Genomic DNA, 17,554 nt, shown 5'->3' on the forward strand with positions numbered 1-17,554 from the left:
CCGGCAAGGCGCCGGAAGAGAACTGGAGAATTAAATGGTGATTTTCAATGACGGGGTCGCGGAGACCCAGACCCCGGATTCCAATGTCGTGGAGACGGACGTGCTGATTGTCGGCTCGGGCCCGGCCGGTTCCTCGGCCGCGTTGTTCCTGTCTTCGCTGGGTGTTCCGAATATCATGATCACCAAGTACCGGTGGACGGCGAACACGCCGCGGGCGCACATCACCAACCAGCGGACCATGGAGATTTTCCGGGACTTGGGCATCGAGGAGCAGGTCCTCGCTGACGCCACCCCGCACGAGATGATCGGCGACACGGTGTTCTGCACCTCGATCGCGGGCGAAGAGATCGGCCGCATCCTCACCTGGGGCAACCATCCGGCCCGGCACGCGGACTACGAGCTGGCCTCGCCGTCGTTGAACTGCGACATACCGCAGACTTATCTGGAACCGATCCTGCTCAAGAACGCCACCATGCGCGGCACCCAAACCCAGTTCTCCACCGAGTACCTCTGGCACACCCAGGACGAAGACGGTGTCAGCGTGCGGGTGCTGAACCGGCTGACCGGCACCGAGTACACCATCCGCGCCAAGTACCTGATCGGTGCAGACGGCGCCCGCTCCAAGGTTGCCACGGACATCAACCTGCCCTACGAGGGGCAGATGGACATTGCCGGATCGATGAACATCACCTTCAAGGCGGACATCGCGGAACTCGTCGGCCACCGCCCCTCGGTTCTGTACTGGGTGGTCCAGCCCGGCTCAAACATCGGCGGCATCGGCGCCGGCCTGGTCCGCATGGTCAGGCCATGGAACGAATGGCTGATCGTCTGGGGTTTCGACATCAACGACGGCACCCCCGAGGTCAGCGAAGACGACGCCCGCCAGGTGGTCCGCAACCTCATCGGGGTGCCCGACCTCGACGTGGAGATCACCGGCATTTCACTCTGGGGCAACAACGAACAGTACGCCACCCACCTGCAGAAGGGCCGGGTGTTCTGCGCCGGGGACGCCGTGCATAAGCACCCGCCGAGCAACGGGCTCGGCTCCAACACCTCCATCCAGGACTCCTACAACCTGGCCTGGAAGCTCGCGGCCGTGCTCAACGGGCAGGCCGGCGAAGAGCTGCTGGAGACCTATTCCGCGGAACGTGCGCCGGTAGCGAAGCAGATCGTCACCCGCGCCAACCAGTCCGGCCGCGAATTCGTGAAGCTGTTCGAAGCGCTCGGCATCGACAAGGCCGAAACGCCGGAGGAGATGCTGGCGCTGATCGAGTCCCGCAAGGACAACACCGCCGAGGGCGCCGCCAAGCGCCGGGCCGTCCAGGAGGCCATGGAGATCAAGAACTACGAGTTCAACGCCCACGGCGTTGAAATGGGCCAACACTATGTGTCCTCCGCCGTGGTCGGCGACGGCAGCACCAGGCCGACGCCCGCGCGGGACCCGGAACTCTACTACGAACCGTCCACCCACCCAGGGGTCCGCCTGCCGCACGCCTGGATCGGGGACAACACCCGCAAGTACTCCACCCACGATCTGGCACCCTACGGACAGTTCACCGTCTTCACCGGCATCACCGGCGAGGACTGGACGACGGCAGCCCACAAGGTCAGCGAGCGGCTGGGCGTGACCGTAAAGACTGTGGTGATCGGCCCTGGCCAGGACGTCACGGACCTGTATTTCGACTGGGCCAAGCTGCGCGGCGTGGAGGAGGATGGAGCTGTGCTGGTCCGTCCGGACAAGCACGTCGGCTGGCGTTCAGAGCGACTGCCGGCAAACCCCGAAGCAGCGCTGCTAAACACCGTTTCCGCCATTCTTAGCCGAGGAGCCTAACCGTGAGCCTGAATTTTGAGCATGTGACGTTGGGTCAGCGGGTGCTGTTCGGCTCCGGTAAGGCCACGGAAAACCTCGCCGCTGAAGTCGCCCGGCTCGGCGCGCGGAAGGTGATGGTGATTGCCTCGGAGTTCGAGGCACCGATCGCGCAGAAGGTCACCGCAGCCATTGACGTGGCACTGAATTACGACGACGTGGCCCCGCACGTGCCGATCGAGAAGGCCGAAAAGGCCCGCACCGCGGCGGCCGAACACGGCATCGACCTGTTGGTCTGTGTCGGCGGCGGTTCCACCACGGGCCTGGCCAAGGCCATCGCGATGACCACCGGGCTGCCGATCGTCGCGGTCCCGACCACCTACGCCGGCTCCGAGGCCACCAACGTCTGGGGCCTGACCGAAGCCGCCCGCAAGACCACCGGCATCGATGACAGGGTGCTGCCGGTCACCGTGGTCTACGACGCGGAACTGACCCTGTCCCTGCCGGCGGAGTTGTCCGTGGCGTCGGGTTTGAACGCGCTGGCGCATTGTGTGGACTCGATGTGGGGGCCGCGGGCGGATCCGATCAACCAGGCCCTGGCTGCCGAAGGCATCCGCGCACTGAATTCCGGCCTGCCCGCGGTGAAGGCCGACCCCTCCGGCCTGGCCGGCCGCGAACAAGCCCTCTACGGCGCCTATCTGGCCGCGGTCTCGTTCGCCTCCGCCGGGTCCGGGATGCACCACAAGATCTGCCACGTCTTGGGCGGTACCTGGAACATGCCGCACGCCCAGACCCACGCCACCGTCCTGCCCTACGTGCTGGCGTTCAACGCCCCGGCAGCCCCCGACGCCGCGGCCCGAATCGCGACAGCGTTCGGCAGCGTCGACGCCGTCACGGGCCTAAACAAGCTGCGCGAAACACTGGACGCACCGAAGGCGTTGAAGGACTACGGCTTCAGCGAAGCGAACATCTCCGAAGCCGTCGAGCTCATCCTGCCCGTCATCCCCGCCTCCAACCCGCGCAAACCGACAGCGGAGAACCTCACCGAGCTACTCCGCGCCGCCACCGCAGGAACCACGCCAGGCCTTGAGGAGAACCAGTCATGACCGAAACCACCGCTCCCGCCGGGACCAACGGCATCAGTGCCAAGCAGCAGGCCGCTGAGCAGCAACTGGTCGATACAGTGATCGCTTCTTTCGAGAAGACCGAGGACCCGCGGCTGAAGTTCTTGATGCAGTCCTTGACCAAGCACCTGCACAACTTCATCCGCGAGGTCCGCCTCACCGAGGACGAATGGAACAAGGGCATCGAGTTCCTCACCGCCGCCGGGCACATCACCGACGACAAGCGCCAGGAATTCATCCTGCTCTCCGATGTCCTGGGCGCCTCGATGCAGACCATCGCGGTGAACAACGAAACCGTCGGCAACGCCACCGAAGCCACCGTCTTCGGGCCCTTCTTCGTCAACGACGCCCCCGAAATCCCGATCGGCGGAGACATCGCCGGCGGCGCCGCCGGCCAGCCCTGCTGGGTTGAAGGAACCGTCACCGACACCAACGGCAATCCGGTTCCGGGTGCGCGGATAGAGGTCTGGGAAGCAGACGACGACGGGTTCTACGACGTGCAATACACCGACGGCCGCGTCGCCGGACGCGCCCACCTCTACTCCGACCAGGACGGGAACTACAGCTTCTGGGGCCTGACCCCCACCCCCTACCCCATCCCGCACGACGGACCCGTGGGCCAAATGCTCGAAGCCACCGGCCGCTCCCCCGTGCGCGCGTCGCACCTGCACTTCATGGTCACCGCCGAGAACCTGCGCACCCTGGTCACCCACATCTTCGTCGACGGCGACCCGCAAATCGAGATCGGCGACTCCGTCTTCGGCGTCAAAAACTCCCTGATCAAAAAGTTCGACCGGCAACCAGCCGGCACTCCCACCCCCGACGGCCGCGACCTTGACCGAGACTGGGCCCGCACCCGCTTCGACATCGTCCTCGCCCCCAAAACCGCCTGACTCATCACAGCCATAAACTGTCCAGAGTGGCATCACCGCCCACAGCCAAGATGCCACTCTGGACTCAACAGGGAGTTGCTGTCGATGCGCCAGTCCGTTTCCTTGTTGGATTGGAACCAGACCAAGACGGTGATGTCGGGCTGCTGGGCCAGGTAGTAAACCAGGTCCTTGTTCCAACTGCTTCGAGCCGCCCTCTCCGGCGGAGGATGTTTCGGCGATGGGTATGGGCTTCCCCGGGGCCAGCGACCGAAGCTGCCCAAGCCCGTCTGCGAAGAGCGCCCACGGTGGGGTCCAGGTGCTCCACGCGGCGGAGGTTCCCCAGTTGTAGCCGTCGAGGGCAACCGCATCGACGTAATACGCGCCGGGGTAAAGCCCGTCCAGCAGCGTTGATCCGGCGTAGGGAACGTTCGGGTTCCAGACCCAGGTGATGTTCCGGGTGCCGTGGCAAAGTGCTTCCGGCGACTCCCGGAAGCACCTTGTGTTAGTAAGAGAAAATTACGGTGCAAGCAACGCGCAAACGTCGGTCACCTTGCCGGTGCCGGAGAACAACCGCAGTTCCTGCCCATTTTGGAGGACGTAGTTGACATTGCCTGTCGTGAGGAACAGCCCTTCGGGGTGTCCATTCGGGCCGAGGACTCTGGGCACGATGATTACGTTCCTTCCCGTCGACCTGATCTCTTGGACGCCGCCGGGCAGATTCTGAATGTGAGTCGTCCCCGTGATGACGTAGCTGACTGTCTTCGCGGCGGGACCCGTCAGAGTGACCCTCTGATTGGGAGCAATGATCTTCTGCCGGTCGCCGGGCAGGTCGATGATCTTGAACTTGCCCGTGACTGCGGCCGTGACGTCGAAGCCCGGGCACGGCAGCGTGAACGGAGTCGGGTCAACTGGGGCCGGCTTATTCGGGTTCGGCGCGGCAACAGCCGGACTGGCGCCTGCGGCGAGTCCGACTGCGAGGGCGATAGGTGCGAGCCAGCGTTTCATGATGATGTTCCTTGCTGCTAGTGAATTACCCCAATAGAAACGGGACGGGTCCCTGACGCTCACCCATTCGGGTGGACCCACCAGACTGTCGACGTGTACCGATAACGTCAAGGGTTGAGTTGGCCGGGAAGGCGGGGGCGCCATACGGCAGTCCGCAAATTCCTGTTCCGACGAAAATTGTTCTGCACAACGTTCGTATTTATCGGCCCAGATACCTACAAGTTCGCCCTAAGGTCAGCACTGCTGGAGGCGGCCAAGGGCGGCCAGGAAGAGGTCACGGTAGAGGAACTTGCCGTGCCGTATGCACTGCGCTTGGCCAACATGCTGCACTGTTCCCACAAGGACCCGCAGGGAGTGTGGGCGGTGGCAGGGACTTTCTGACGGTCCTCACCGAAGAACGCGATGCGGCCCTTCACTCAGGTCGCGCTACGGACAGGCTTGTCACTGCCGCCGCGAAGTCAATACCCGGCATGGTGATGCAAAAATTCCACAACCTTCGCGGCATAGGGGAAGTCAACCACCGGCACGCACTGCTCACGGAAGAGCTGGCGGCACGTGTTTTGATGCCGGCATCGGATATGGTCTTGCCGGATCCGGCGTGGTGCTGAGCTCAGACAGGGAGCAGCTTCTAACCGCCGTGCGCCGCGCTCCGGTCACCGGCGCTAAGGCTGCGCTGGCGGGTTTTCAGCACGGCCGATGCTTCTACTGCCACGTACTGCTGGGCGCGGAGCCTGGCGCAGTGCACGTCGATCACGTGTACCCTTTCGCGTTGATGAAGACAGGCTCGTGGGTCGGACCGGATCTGCGGCTAACCAGACAGCACCTGTATCACCGAGGCAGTCAGATACGTCGACTCACGGTCAGTAGGTGCCAACATGGACCCGACTCAGCTATGTCCGGCAGGCCCGGCCTGCTGATGCAGACCGGGCGCTGTTGCGTGTTCAGTGTAACTGGGCGCTACCGGGCCGCCGGGGTGGAGGGACGGAGGCGCCGCCGCGATCTGCGTCTCGGGTTCCCTGCCCTGTAGGCGAGCGATGATGTTCCGGGCCGGCAGGGCGACGTATTCGCGCAGCGAGACGTTGCTGCGGTACGCCGCGTGGGGCGTGACGATGGCCGACGGGTGGACGACCAGCGGGTGGTCCGCCGGGGCCGGTTCCTCCGCCAGCACATCCAGCATGGCCCCGGCGATGTGGCCGGAGTCCAGGGCGGCGCAGAGTGCCTGTTCGTCGACGAGGGCGCCCCGGGACACGTTCACCACGTAGCTGCCCGCGGGCAGAACGGCGAGGTTCTCGGCGTCGAGCAGGTTCCGGGTTTCCTCGGTGAGCGGGGTGTGCAAGCTGACCACATTCGACGCCGCCAAGACCTCCAAAAGCTCGCCCCGGCGCACTTCCGCAGCCCAGGCCGAATCCGGAACGAACGGGTCGTAGGCGATGACGGACCCGAAGACCGGGGCCGCGAGGCCCGCCAGGTACTGGGCGATGCGCCCGAACCCGACCAGTCCCAGGGTCAGCTCGCTGATCCGCGGCGGCACCGGGGTCCCCTCCCCCGTCCAGTCCCCGCGCCGGGTGGCTGCCTGCGAGCGCGGGAGCTCACGGATGAGCGAGAGCATGCCGGCGAAGGCATGGGTGGCAACGTCGCGGGTGGCCACCGAGGGCACGTTGCACACCGTGATGTTCCGGGCGGCCGCGGCCTCCAGGTCCACCATGTCGAAGCCCGCGGACATGGTAGCCACGGCCTTCAGGTCCGGCATCGCGGCGATCATCTCGGCATCCAGGGTGGCGTAGCCGAGGATGATTCCCTCGCAACCCTGCGCCGCGTCGAGGATGGCGCCACGGTCCCGGGTGTTAAGGTAGCGTGCCTCGATGCCGGCCTCGGCCAGCAGGTCCAGGGCGATGGAGTAGTCGAGGTCCTCGGCGTCGGTAATCAGGACCCGCGGGTTCGCCGTCATGCCTGGTTCTCCTGGGCGAAGAGCTGCGCGGGCACGTGGATCAGTTGGACTCCGCCGTCGGCCAGCGCCTGGCGGATGGCCGGTGCCAGTTCGGCGGCGTCGTGGATCCGCCGGCCGGTGCCTCCGAATGCGGTGGCCAGGGCGGCCCAGTCGGGCTGGACCAGCTCCACGCCCACGGGCTCGATGCCGCGGTCCAGTTCGTTCTGGCGGATCTCGCCGTAGCCGCCGTTGTCGGCGCACACCACCACCAGGTCCAGCCGCTGTTCGACGGCGGTGACCAGTTCCTGCACCGCGAACATCAGCGCGCCATCGCCCACCACGCAGACCACCGGACGGTCCGGCGCTCCGATGCGGGCGCCGATCGAAGCGGGCAGCCCGTAGCCGAGCGTGGCGTAGGCCGGGGTGTAGAGCAGCGAGTGCGGCTGCTCCTGCGGCACAAAGCTGGCCGTCCCCAGGTAGGTGGCCTGGGAGGAGTCGCCGCCGATGATGGTCGACGGCGGCACGGCGGCCGCCACCTGTTCGGCCAGCGCGGCGAACTCCGGGGACAGCGCCCGGGCGGCGTCGCGCAGCACCGGGCGCAGCCGGGCCACGCGGTCGGCGCCGCTTTCTCGGCGCGCTCGGGTCTCCACGCGCTCGCTGGCGCTCGCTTGGTCGACCACCGAAGGCCCGCTCGCTTGGTCGACCACCGAAGGCCCGCTCGCTTGGTCGACCACCGAGGGCGCGCTCACTTGGTCGACCACCGAAGGGGCACCGGCGTCGTGCTCAAGTGCGGTGAGCAGCTGGGGCACGACGGCGGCGCTGTCACCGACCAGCGGAACGTCGGCCGCGATGTTCTTGGCCATCTGGCCGGACAGGATGTCCACGCGGATCACCGTGCCGCTCGGCTGCAGCTGGTTGAACCACAGTTCGGCCTCGCCGACCTTGGAACCAATGACCAGCAGGACGTCGGCCTCCTCGCAGAGCTGCTGCGCGGCGGGCAGCCGGATGTCCGAGCCCAGCGAGAGCGGATGCGATTCGGGGATGGCACCCTTGCCGTTGAGCGTGGTCACCACGGGGGCGTCCAGCGCTTCGGCCAGCTGCAGCAGCTGCCGGCCGGCCCGCAGCGAACCGCCGCCGGCCAGCAGCACCGGCCGGCGCGACTCGGCCAGCAGCTGGGCGGCCTGCCGGATGGCCTGGTCGGACGCGCCAGCCGGCTCACGCCGCGGCGCGGCCTGTAGCAGGTCCTCCGGCGCGTCCGAGGGTCCCTCGAGCACGTTGAGCGGTACCTCGATGTGCACCGGCCGCGGGCGCCCGTAGCGGAAGAGTTCGAAGGCGTCGTGGATGCCCCGGACCGCCTCGGTGGCGGAGGTGACGCGGCGCGACCACTCGACGATCGCGCCGACGGCGGCCGTGGCGTCCTTCGTCTCGTGCAGCGAGCCGATGTCGGCGAACTCTTCGCCCTCGGGCACGCCCGGGGACAGGATGATCAGCGGACGGGACTCGCAATAGGCGGTGCCCGCGGCGGAGAGCGCATTGAGCAGGCCGGGCCCCGACGTCGTAATGACGACGCCGGGCAGGCCGGTCTGCTGCGCCCAGCCGTCGGCGGCGTAGCCGGCGCCCTGTTCGTGCCGCGTGGTCACCGGGCGGATGCCCAGCGGCGCCAGGTGGCGGTAGAACTCCAGGTTGTGCGTGCCGGGGATGCCGAAGATGGTGTCGATGCCGTAGTTCCGCAGGACCGTCATGATGGCCAGGCCGGTGTTATCGGCGACGACTCCATCGGGCAGCGTGACCGTGGGGGTGGCCGCCGGGGTGTGCTCAGACATGCTGGACCTCCGGGTTGAGGCGTGCGGGACGGTCGGCCGTGAATCGCTGGATGCCGTCCACCCAGGTTTCCAGCACCGGGATGTCGGAGATCTCGGCGGCGTCGACGGCCAACGGGTCGCCCGCGAGGACCACGAAGTCGGCCCGCTTGCCCGCGGTCAGCGAGCCGAGGTCGTCCTCGCGGCCCAGGGTGTAGGCGGCGTTGATCGTGTGTGCCGCCAGCGCCTGGCGGGCCGTGATGAGCAGCGAGTCCGACCCGAGCTTGACGCCGGAGCGGGTGATGCGGTTGGTGGCGGCCTGGATGGCTTCCAGCGGCTTGGGCTCGGCCACGGGGGCGTCGGAGCTGATGGTCACGCGCACGCCGGCTGCCGCGAATTCGCCCAGCGGATTGAAGCGCTCGCCCGGGGTGCCGACGGCTTCCTTCACGCCCTCGCCCCAGTTGTAGTAGTGCTGCGGCTGGTTGACCGGGTGGATGCCGGCGGCGGCCATCCGGTCGATCTGCTTCAGCGTGGGCAGCCCGCAGTGTTCGATCCGGTGCCGGGCATCGGTGTCGGGACGCTCGGCCTGCGCGGCCTCGATGGCGGAGATGACCATCTCCAGCGCCGTCGGGGACTGCGCGTGGGTGGCGGTCTGCAGGCCCAGCCGGTGGGCCTTGGAGATCAGCGCGGCGTAGTCGGCCGGGTCGTGGTAGAGCTGGCCGGTGCGGCACGGGTCCCCCACGTAGCCGTCCGGGAAGTACGCGGTCCAGCCGCCCAGGGTGCCGTCGGCATAGAACTTGAAGCCGGCGAAGCTGAGCCGCGCGTTGCCGAACTGGCCGTGCAGGCCCATCTCGGCGGCCTCGTCCAGCAGGTGCGAGAGCAGGTACATGCTGACCCGGACCTTGAGCTGGTTTTCCTCGGCCATGCGCAGGTACATGTCGAACTCGCGCCGGGACACCTGCGCGTCGCCGATGGTGGTGACGCCGCCGGCCAGGAAGTTCTCCTGGGCGATCTGCAGCTGGCGCAGGTGCTCCTCGGGGGCGTCGGCCAGGTGGAAGTTCGGGCCGTGGTGGCCGATCTTCACGCCCTCGAGCCCGGTGAGGATGTTGCAGGCCGCGTCGGAGAGTTCGCCGGTCAGCTCACCGGAGGCGTCGCGGAAGAATTCGCCGCCGGCCGGGTTGGGGGTGTCCTTGGTGACGCCGTGCAGTTCGAACGTGTAGGAGTTCACCACGCCGCCGTGGCCGGAGGCGTTCATCAGGTAGACCTCGCGGTCGGTGGCGACCTCGTCGAGCTCCTGCCGGGTGGGGTGGCGGCCCTCCGCCAGGTTGGTGTGCTCGTAGCCGAAGCCGCGCACGGGCAGGCCGTTGGGGGTCTCGGCCGCCCGTTCCTTCAGCAGCGCCACGATCTCGGGGATGCTGCCGGCGCGTTCCGGCCCGCAGTCCACCCAGGTCTTCAGCTGCCCGTACATCAGTGGGTGCGCGTGCGCGTCGATGAAGCCCGGCACGATGGTGGCCCCGCCGGCGTGGTGTTCCTTCGGGCCCGGCAGGCCGAGGTTGACGGCGGCGGCGCGGCACTGTGCCTCGGTGCCCACGGCGAGCAGGTAGCCGTCGTGCACGAGCATGGCCTCCGCCGTCGGGCGCTCCTCATCCATGGTGTGGATGGTGGCGGCCGTGATCAGCTGTGGGATGAAGCTGGTCGCGGGGGCGTCGAATGTCTTGAGTTTCCTCACCGGAAGGCCTCCAGGTTGGTGTTGCTGTTGTTGGTGCGTTCGGCGTCGTCAGCCAAGCCGGCGTCGTCGTAGTCGTCCTCGTCGCGGTGCTGGGGAGCGATCGCCAGGCAGATGATGCTCAGCACGCCCATGGCGCCGAACATGATCAGGACGGGCCAGATGCTGCCGGTGCTGCTGTACAGGTAGGTCGCGGTCAGCGGCGAGAGGGCGGCCCAGATGGCGTTGGCCATGCCGTAGGCCAGCGAGATGCTGGTGTAGCGGGCCTGTGCCCGGAACAGCTGGGAGAGGATGGTCGCGGTCGGCGCGTAGGTGGCGGTCATGACCAGGCGCATCGCGGCGAACGCCAGGAAGATCAGCCATTCCGGACCGGTGGACATCAGCAGGAACTGCGGGACGATGAGCACGATCGAGCCCACCAGGCCCACGAACATGACCCGCTTGCGGCCCCACCGGTCGCCCAGCCAGGCGACGCCCAGGGTGCAGATGAGCTCGACCAGGGCGGCCACGGACAGTGCGTTGAGGATCATGGTTTCGTTCAGGCCCACCGACGGGTCGGTGCCGTACGCGGTGGCGAAGGTGGTGGCCAGGTAGTAGCCGCCGGTGGAGATGGGCAGCAGGCCGATGCCGATCAGGATCGGCTTCCAGTTGGTGACCAGCGCGTGCTTCAGCGGCAGGGCCTGGACCTTGCCCTCGACCTTCTCCTCGAAGACCGGGGATTCCTCCACCCGGTAGCGGACCCAGAAGCCCACGCCGATCAGCACCACGGAGAGCAGGAACGGGATGCGCCAGCCGCCGTCCACCAGGAACGTGTCGCTGATCCCGGACAGGTAGGCGAAGATCAGGGTGGCGCCCAGCGCGCCGGCCGGGTTGCCCAGCTGCGCGAAGCCGCCGTAGAAGGTCTTGTGCTTCTCCGGCGCGTGCTCCACCGCCATCAGGACGGCGCCGCCCCACTCGCCGCCCACGGCCAGGCCCTGCAGGGCGCGCAGCACCACCAGCAGGACGGCGGCCCAGGCGCCGATGTTCTCGTGCGTGGGCAGCAGCCCCACAAACACGGTGGACAGGCCCATGATCAGCAACGTGATCACCAGCGACGGACGGCGGCCGAACTTGTCGCCGATGTGGCCGAAGATGATGCCACCCAGCGGGCGCATGAAGAACCCGACCGCGTAGGTGGCGAAGGCGGCGGCGATGCCGGTCATCCGGTCCGCTTCCGGGAAGAACAGCGGGCCGAAGACCAGGGCCGCGGCCGTGGCGTAGATGTAGAAGTCGTACCACTCAATGGCGGTGCCGACGAAGGCCGCGAATCCGGCGCGGCGGGCCCGGGCGTGGCTGAACTGCGGCCGGGCTGCTGACGTGTGTGACATGGTCTTCCACCTTAAGGTGTGGGCATGAGTGCCGTTGTGATCTATGCGACTGTAGGGCCCAAATCACAGTCGGACAAGAGCAGAAGTTTTGCGTTACAAACCACCAAGTTCACTTCTGTTCTAGTTTTCGCGCAGAATTTTCCGAAAGCGCTTGCACGTGCCCTGCATCACTGGATAATTGACGACGGCGGTGCTCACTTGGGAGGTTAAGGAAACTTTGGCGGACCCCATCGAAATGATCGACACAAAACTGGTCCGTGCCCTCCAGCAGGAGGGCCGGGCAAGTTACCAGGACCTGGCGCGCGAGCTCGGCCTGCCGCGGGCTACGGTTTCCGCCCGGCTGCGCGAGTTGCTGGACAGCCACACTGTCCGGGTGGTGGCCGCGGTGGACCCGGCGTTCCTCGGCCAGCACGTGATCGCGCACGTCTCGGTGGTGGCGTCCGGCCCGGTCCGCAATATCGCCAAACTGCTGGCTGATTGGCCGGAAGCAGTGTTGGTTTCGGCCATCGGTGGCACCCATGACCTGATCGCCGAGATCCGGGTGGCCACACACGACGAACTGCACGCCGTGCTCACGGGGCTCCGCGAGCATCCGGATGTGGCCTACATCGATACACTGGTCTACACCCGACTGGTCAAGGGCTTCTTCCTCTCGCAGTACACCGGCGAGGTCACCATCGACCAGGTGGACACCCAGCTCATCGAGATCCTGCAACAGGACGGCCGGACCAGTTACCGGGACCTCGCCGCCGCCGTCGGCCTCACCCCCACCGCCGTGCGCTCCCGGGTGCAGCGGCTGCTGGACGCCCGGATCATCCGGATCAGCGCCGTTGAGTCGCGCGGCGCCGGCGGCCGGCAGCTGTCCATGGGCGTCGGCCTGAACCTCTCCGGCGACAACGACGCGGTTCTCGAACTCCTGCGTGGCTCGTCGCACGTGGAGTTCGTCGCCCAGACCGTCGGCCGCTTCGACGCCATCGCCACCCTCGCCGCCCAGTCCCCCCGCGACCTCCTCGCCCAACTCGAAGAAATTCGCGGCCTCCCCACCGTCAGCCGCACCGACTCCTGGCTCCACCTCGAGGTTGTCAAAGAGGACTATACGCGGAGGATTTCCTGATTTCAGAAAGCTGCAAACAACATCGATGCCGAAGCAGTAAGGGGCCCGCCAATTCTTAATCACCATAAAGACGTATATTTTAGGCGGAAAGCCACCAACTTTGAGTCAAAAATACTCAGAGGCCGGAGGCCAAAGATATAATATTAGTTGAAGTACAATTCTTAACTATTCAGCGACGTCTTCCTGAGTGATCTTACCGTCAAGCACTTCTTGAACTTCCTTCTCGAGGCTTGGGTTACCCCCCTCCCCGAGCTTGTTCATGAATTGAGTTGCATCCGCCTTTAGCTGTTCATCGCCGGAACTAATCGCCCTCGCGATGACCATTGGCACCGCATTTCTCGTGATATCCCAAAACGAAATCTCCTCTGCTCCCCGATGCGTCAGGATCAGCTTGGTCACTTCGAACGCTAGACGTGAGTCAACATCGGCTGAGCTGGCGATCTGCTTGCCAATCATCAGGGACTTGCCTGCGAGTTCCGGATTCAGTTCTACCGCTTCCTTCAGTCGCGGAAGCCACCATGAGGAATCGAACTTGCCGCTCTTTACAAACCAGTAGAACTCGTTAAGCTCCTGTTTGTCCTCAGGATGTGAGCGGACGTGTTCCACTCGTGCGTCCCAGAGGCTGGCAAACCGATCTCGGATCTCGTTGGCAACGGAGGCAGCGTTCATGAATGACCAGGCTATTCGACCGATGGCTGCCCCCCGGACGCTGGGTTTCGCCATTGCAAAGAATGCTTCGGCAACCGGATCTTCAAGCGTCTTATGGCCCCATATGAGTGCGCTGATTACCCACTCACCGATGCACTGTAGCGGATCAGCTTGACTTCGCCATCCTGCAACGAGAGGTTCTTTCGTCTGGATAGCAGCGACCATGGAAGGGGCTAGAAGATCGTAGATTGCCAAATGGTAGTAATGAACTGCCATCGCGGTCGTCAATGCGATTTGCTGGTTTCGCGATATAGAGTTGTATGAACCGAACAGGTCCGCAACTCGCGATTTGAGCCAGCTCGGGTCGACAGTCAGTAGTCGGCCGAGCCCCTCGCCGATTACTGCGCTAGAGGCACCGCGCCTATCCAGCCTCTCGATCTCGCGCTCTAGAGCCGAACGGGACGCTTCGTACCAAGGACTATCCTGGCCGTGCGAGATCAGATTGATCAGGCCACGCACCCGCGTTGGCCATTGCCAGTTGAGTGAGAGAGTAAGGGGATCCATCCCGCTCTCCTGATCGTGCGCATGGTATTCGGTCCAGGCTGATTCATCGTCAGCTTCACGAAGCATTAGACCAGCTAAGAGCTGGGTCACTTCAGTAGGAATTGCTGGTGTCTCTCGCTTCTTGACGAGTTCCTCAAGCAGATTCACGGCGGCTCTCTTTGCTCCGCGGAAGTCGACGTCGTCATCCCAGTCGCGCCCTTCAACAGGGAACGAGGATGCGTCACAATGGGTAAGCACCTTGCGAATCACGTCAACCGCTGTATGCCATTCGAGTGCGATATCCGCCTTTACTGCTGCTTCCCATCCCTGCAGAATCGCTCGCAGGTACGTTGGCCGTAACCTATCAACTAAGTCCTCGATGCCGTCCAACGCCTTTGGGTTCGTCGCGATCAGCGCCGATAGCTCCCGTCCTTGGCCTTCATGCGATGGTTCTGGCCCCCAGCCGTTCCCTTTGTCATGCCAACTCTCAAGGTGTGCCGCGAGTTCGACAGGACTCATTAGCGACATCTCTTCTTGGGAGATTGCGCTGTTCGGCCCGCTCCAACTCGTCACTCTGTTTAGAGCCGCTAGCGGTGATTCAATAACTCCGCGCTTAGCATCGAGTTCCGCTAGGACCGGCTTCAGGGCGGCGGGGAGCGCCTCAGAGCCAATAGCAGAGAGCCAACGATGCTTCCAAGTGTCGACCACCGCCTCGACTCGTTCCGACACCTCGTCGAGAGAGTCTTCGTCTGTACCTAGACGTTCCCGCAACTGATCCCTACCTATTTGAGGTCCGGCAGCGATGAAATCGTTGAGCGGCTCTAGCGCCGTTTGGGAGCGCTTTGCCACCTCACGGGCGAACTCACCGAACTCAATCCGGCAAGAGTCATCATAAAACTCTTCATCGCCAACGATCTCAGCAGCGACCGCCAGCAAATTTTCTGCTTCCGCAGCAAGTTGAACGCTGTCACTGCGAAAGGCCTCTGTGACTGCATAAAGCGTGATTTTTCGGGTCAATAACATGGGACTGCGGGTCAAGATTGCCTTTGCGGCTTCAGGGTCTTTGGCCATCGCCTTGACTGCCGAGTCCCGGACCGCGTCGATGAGCGCGTGCTCCACGGAAGGGTATCGGTCACGCTTCTCGCGAATCGATTCGCGTGACACATCTGTCATATCGAACGTGGCCGTCAAGTGCTTGCAGTGACGTTCGTATTCTTCCAGCCAAGGCAGGACAACCTTGAGACCATCATCATCCAAAGCTTCGACAACCCTGGGTAACCCATCCTCGTACCAGTACTCTTCCAAGGCTAGGTGTGGCTTGTACGGGTTCTCAGACGCCCTGGGCCGAAACAATAGATTCGCCAACCACTTGCCGGTCCTATGTTGTCCACCTCGCAGTAAATTGACGGCGAACTCAACCATGTTCCGAGGGTCGTTTCGCCCCTCTAGGCCATTCGCACCCCACGACTTGAGCAGCGGCTTCAGTCTTACCGCCTCATCCGCCGGGACGGAAGCGCCTACCTTAAATGTGGCCCTGCGCACCCAAGCGTTATTACTTCCAGTGAGCTTAAGAAGAACATCTACGACGGCTTTGGGTGCCGCTGGTGCCACACGGATCAGGTAATGAATTTCAGGCCAGTAATAATCCCGGATGAGGCCCTCGCTCGTCTTCTCTGGTTCCGGAGGGTTGCTAAAGATCCCCGCTTTTGCAAGAGGTTCCACCCAAAGCGGGTTTTCTAGCCCCTCAAAGAAGGCACGACGCAACGGCGGCGTAGGGATTCGCCGCAAAGCCTCATTAACCTGTTCCGTGGTTGGCGCCTTGAAGTTTTCCATCACACCGTTTCCGCGTCGACATTGTTAATCTCTGCCAAGAGATCCTCTAACGCGTGTAAGTTCTCGAAAAAGAGGGCACTCCTCACCTCGATGACGTCCTCAATGACACGGATGTTGGCTAGAAGGGTTCCATCACTCGGCAGCGATCTCCCCTGCTCGTGATTTCGATCCAGATGCGTCCAACTCAGAAAGAAGTTATAGGCGTCCTTCCATTGCGTGACTGCCGGGTGGTCAGCATCTGATTCTCCAGTCACTAGTGCCGCCATGTTGGCTCGGTTGCGCCCTTCCTCCTTAGTAGCTGCGGCGATTAGGGCGGCGAGCCCCTGGGCAACCCGGCGAGGGACCGGCACGAGATCCTGGTCAAGTCCCAGGTCGGCGTCCGGGTGGGCCGCCAGCAACCTGGGAAGTTCCCTCAACAATGCTGCTGACGACGGATTGGGGCGGCGAATCAATGTGGGATCGTCCGACATGACAGCCGGGAGATTGACCATCAACTCCCGCATGCAATGGCAAATCATTGAAACTCTCGCATTCTCAGTGGCGGGATTCGCCTCCCCAGCGAGTATGTCCATTGCCATCTGGTACATGCCTGCGAGTTTTGGACTTCGATTTTCCAAGGCCTCGATTACGCGTGTTCGGCGCTCCGGCACCGCTCCTTCTGTCACTGCCGCTGATCTCCTCCACTCGGCCCAAAGAAACACTCGAGGTACGCGCCCAGCCCCATGTTCAACCTCTGGCACACCTCTCCGGCGGTCATTCCATCGGCTTGACCTGGGCCTCGATAAAGGCCACCTCATCGGCGTCGAGCCCATACTTGGCAAACAACTGCTGATCAATCTCCGGGATCGGCTTGCTCCAGTCGATGTCCGATCCCGACGTGAAGTCCTGCAGCGGAACGTACTTCCAGACCTTTGCCGGGTTGTCCTGAGTGCTCTTTAGGACGCCGAGGAGGGCACGGGCGAACTTGGACTTCACGTATTTAAGGCACGCTTCGCCAGCGCCCTCGTCATCAAAGCATCCGATAGTGATGAAAGTCATGGTAACGGCCACCCGGGGGCCTACCACAAGCGGGCTCGACAACACCTCCCCGAACGCACCCGACCCATTCGCCTTAGGGACGACTACTTTGTACGCTCCGAAGCTCTTCGGGCCGGTGAGGTACTCAGCCCGGATCCAGCGGTATGCACGAGCACGTCCGGCAAGCCCGTACACCCGGACATACTCCTGGTTTCCTGCAGGAGGTTCGGAATGGTAGAGGAACGGGAGCTGGTCGAAGGCGTTGGTGCTGACCCGAAACTGCGCGTCGCTCGACATCTTCCCAGAGGCCTCGGAGTTCTCATCGTGCATGAGCTGGGTGTAAGAGTAGGCACGGCCGCTCGATACAGCCTTCTCGATCGAGGGACCGTGCTTGGCCAAGACCTTGTGCAGAATCGTGTTGAGTTCCGGGTAGCGGGTGAAGGTGACGATCGGCTCGCCGTCGTGCTCCTCGTCCCGGTAGGTAACTGCGATCCCGCCTTTGATGTCCGTTCCGGGGAAGAGCTCGTCGCTGTTAGGGACGTAGTACGGCACGGTCAGGTGGGAGTCCGCGAGCATCTTCTCGTTCCAAGCCTTCGGCGTGAAACCCGCGTTGAAGAGGAAGCGTGCCGGGGTGATGAGTACGGCTTTCTTCCCTACCTCGTAGGCCGCATCCATGAATAAGTGGTAGACGGGAGTGTCACGCGTACCCCCGCCCTGGGCCTCTTCCTGGTAGGGCGGGTTACCGATGACAACATCGAACTTCTTGCTCATG

13 protein-coding genes are annotated in these 17,554 nt (G+C 64.2%); 5 read left to right on the forward strand and 8 right to left on the reverse strand.

Annotated features, from left to right (window positions below):
• Nucleotides 1–34 precede the first annotated feature (34 nt).
• Genes AC5RW2_RS31995 through AC5RW2_RS32005 form a run of 3 tightly spaced genes read left to right on the forward strand, consistent with a single transcriptional unit; the run spans nt 35 to nt 3,824 of the window.
• Entirely contained in the window at nt 35–1,831 is a 1,797-nt protein-coding gene (locus tag AC5RW2_RS31995; protein ID WP_493964194.1) for an FAD-dependent oxidoreductase, read from the forward strand.
• A 2-nt stretch (nt 1,832–1,833) separates the two neighbouring features.
• Nucleotides 1,834–2,913: a maleylacetate reductase gene (locus AC5RW2_RS32000; RefSeq protein WP_493964193.1), complete on the forward strand. Its 1,080-nt coding sequence runs from the start codon at nt 1,834–1,836 to the stop codon at nt 2,911–2,913.
• Entirely contained in the window at nt 2,910–3,824 is a 915-nt protein-coding gene (locus AC5RW2_RS32005) for a dioxygenase family protein (RefSeq protein ID WP_493964192.1), read from the forward strand. Before AC5RW2_RS32000 ends, AC5RW2_RS32005 begins: the two co-directional genes overlap by 4 nt.
• A gap of 495 nt (nt 3,825–4,319) precedes the next feature.
• On the opposite strand, the gene AC5RW2_RS32010 is transcribed toward AC5RW2_RS32005, so the two are convergent.
• Nucleotides 4,320–4,808: a hypothetical protein gene (locus AC5RW2_RS32010; RefSeq protein ID WP_494074927.1), complete on the reverse strand. Its 489-nt coding sequence runs from the start codon at nt 4,806–4,808 to the stop codon at nt 4,320–4,322.
• Nucleotides 4,809–4,985: 177 nt separating this feature from the next.
• Here AC5RW2_RS32010 and AC5RW2_RS32015 point away from each other — a divergent pair, with 177 nt between their 5' ends.
• On the forward strand, nt 4,986–5,189 hold the full coding sequence (locus AC5RW2_RS32015; RefSeq protein ID WP_493964190.1) for a hypothetical protein: 204 nt from the start codon (nt 4,986–4,988) through the stop codon (nt 5,187–5,189).
• Nucleotides 5,190–5,694: 505 nt separating this feature from the next.
• Here the strand turns inward: AC5RW2_RS32015 and AC5RW2_RS32020 are convergent.
• Genes AC5RW2_RS32020 through AC5RW2_RS32035 form a run of 4 tightly spaced genes read right to left on the reverse strand, consistent with a single transcriptional unit; the run spans nt 5,695 to nt 11,627 of the window.
• Nucleotides 5,695–6,756, reverse strand: coding sequence for a C-terminal binding protein (locus AC5RW2_RS32020; protein ID WP_493964189.1), 1,062 nt, complete (start codon nt 6,754–6,756; stop codon nt 5,695–5,697).
• Nucleotides 6,753–8,558, reverse strand: a complete 1,806-nt coding sequence (locus tag AC5RW2_RS32025; protein WP_493964188.1) for a thiamine pyrophosphate-binding protein — start codon at nt 8,556–8,558, stop codon at nt 6,753–6,755. Before AC5RW2_RS32025 ends, AC5RW2_RS32020 begins: the two co-directional genes overlap by 4 nt.
• Nucleotides 8,551–10,263 carry an amidohydrolase gene (locus tag AC5RW2_RS32030; protein WP_493964187.1) on the reverse strand — a complete coding sequence of 571 codons (1,713 nt, stop codon included), beginning with the start codon at nt 10,261–10,263 and terminating at the stop codon, nt 8,551–8,553. Before AC5RW2_RS32030 ends, AC5RW2_RS32025 begins: the two co-directional genes overlap by 8 nt.
• Nucleotides 10,260–11,627 carry an MFS transporter gene (locus AC5RW2_RS32035; protein ID WP_493964186.1) on the reverse strand — a complete coding sequence of 456 codons (1,368 nt, stop codon included), beginning with the start codon at nt 11,625–11,627 and terminating at the stop codon, nt 10,260–10,262. Before AC5RW2_RS32035 ends, AC5RW2_RS32030 begins: the two co-directional genes overlap by 4 nt.
• Before the next feature lie 217 nt (nt 11,628–11,844).
• Between AC5RW2_RS32035 and AC5RW2_RS32040 the strand changes: the two genes are divergently transcribed.
• Nucleotides 11,845–12,741: an Lrp/AsnC family transcriptional regulator gene (locus tag AC5RW2_RS32040; RefSeq protein WP_493964185.1), complete on the forward strand. Its 897-nt coding sequence runs from the start codon at nt 11,845–11,847 to the stop codon at nt 12,739–12,741.
• A 165-nt stretch (nt 12,742–12,906) separates the two neighbouring features.
• Here AC5RW2_RS32040 and AC5RW2_RS32045 read toward each other — a convergent pair whose 3' ends face one another.
• The 3 genes from AC5RW2_RS32045 to AC5RW2_RS32055 all read right to left on the reverse strand — a co-directional run bounded on the left by AC5RW2_RS32045 (nt 12,907) and on the right by AC5RW2_RS32055 (nt 17,553).
• Nucleotides 12,907–15,768, reverse strand: a complete 2,862-nt coding sequence (locus tag AC5RW2_RS32045) for a hypothetical protein (protein ID WP_494074928.1) — start codon at nt 15,766–15,768, stop codon at nt 12,907–12,909.
• Complete coding sequence (locus AC5RW2_RS32050) at nt 15,765–16,352, reverse strand: hypothetical protein (protein WP_493964183.1); 588 nt, start codon at nt 16,350–16,352, stop codon at nt 15,765–15,767. The genes AC5RW2_RS32045 and AC5RW2_RS32050 overlap by 4 nt, the downstream gene beginning before the upstream one ends.
• A 166-nt stretch (nt 16,353–16,518) precedes the next feature.
• Nucleotides 16,519–17,553, reverse strand: a complete 1,035-nt coding sequence (locus AC5RW2_RS32055) for an Eco57I restriction-modification methylase domain-containing protein (RefSeq protein WP_493964182.1) — start codon at nt 17,551–17,553, stop codon at nt 16,519–16,521.
• Nucleotide 17,554: the final 1 nt, after the last annotated feature.

This window comes from Arthrobacter sp. B0316-1-20 (genome assembly GCF_059091865.1).

What these genes read in the sequence shown, in the direction of transcription:
- AC5RW2_RS31995 (WP_493964194.1), top strand. Translation starts at nt 35, where the DNA reads ATGGTGATTTTCAATGACGGGGTCGCGGAGACCCAGACCCCGGATTCC.
- AC5RW2_RS32020 (WP_493964189.1), bottom strand. Translation starts at nt 6,756, where the DNA reads ATGACGGCGAACCCGCGGGTCCTGATTACCGACGCCGAGGACCTCGAC.
- AC5RW2_RS32025 (WP_493964188.1), bottom strand. Translation starts at nt 8,558, where the DNA reads ATGTCTGAGCACACCCCGGCGGCCACCCCCACGGTCACGCTGCCCGAT.
- AC5RW2_RS32055 (WP_493964182.1), bottom strand. Translation starts at nt 17,553, where the DNA reads ATGAGCAAGAAGTTCGATGTTGTCATCGGTAACCCGCCCTACCAGGAA.
- AC5RW2_RS32010 (WP_494074927.1), bottom strand. Translation starts at nt 4,808, where the DNA reads ATGAAACGCTGGCTCGCACCTATCGCCCTCGCAGTCGGACTCGCCGCA.
- AC5RW2_RS32050 (WP_493964183.1), bottom strand. Translation starts at nt 16,352, where the DNA reads ATGTACCAGATGGCAATGGACATACTCGCTGGGGAGGCGAATCCCGCC.
- AC5RW2_RS32035 (WP_493964186.1), bottom strand. Translation starts at nt 11,627, where the DNA reads ATGTCACACACGTCAGCAGCCCGGCCGCAGTTCAGCCACGCCCGGGCC.
- AC5RW2_RS32005 (WP_493964192.1), top strand. Translation starts at nt 2,910, where the DNA reads ATGACCGAAACCACCGCTCCCGCCGGGACCAACGGCATCAGTGCCAAG.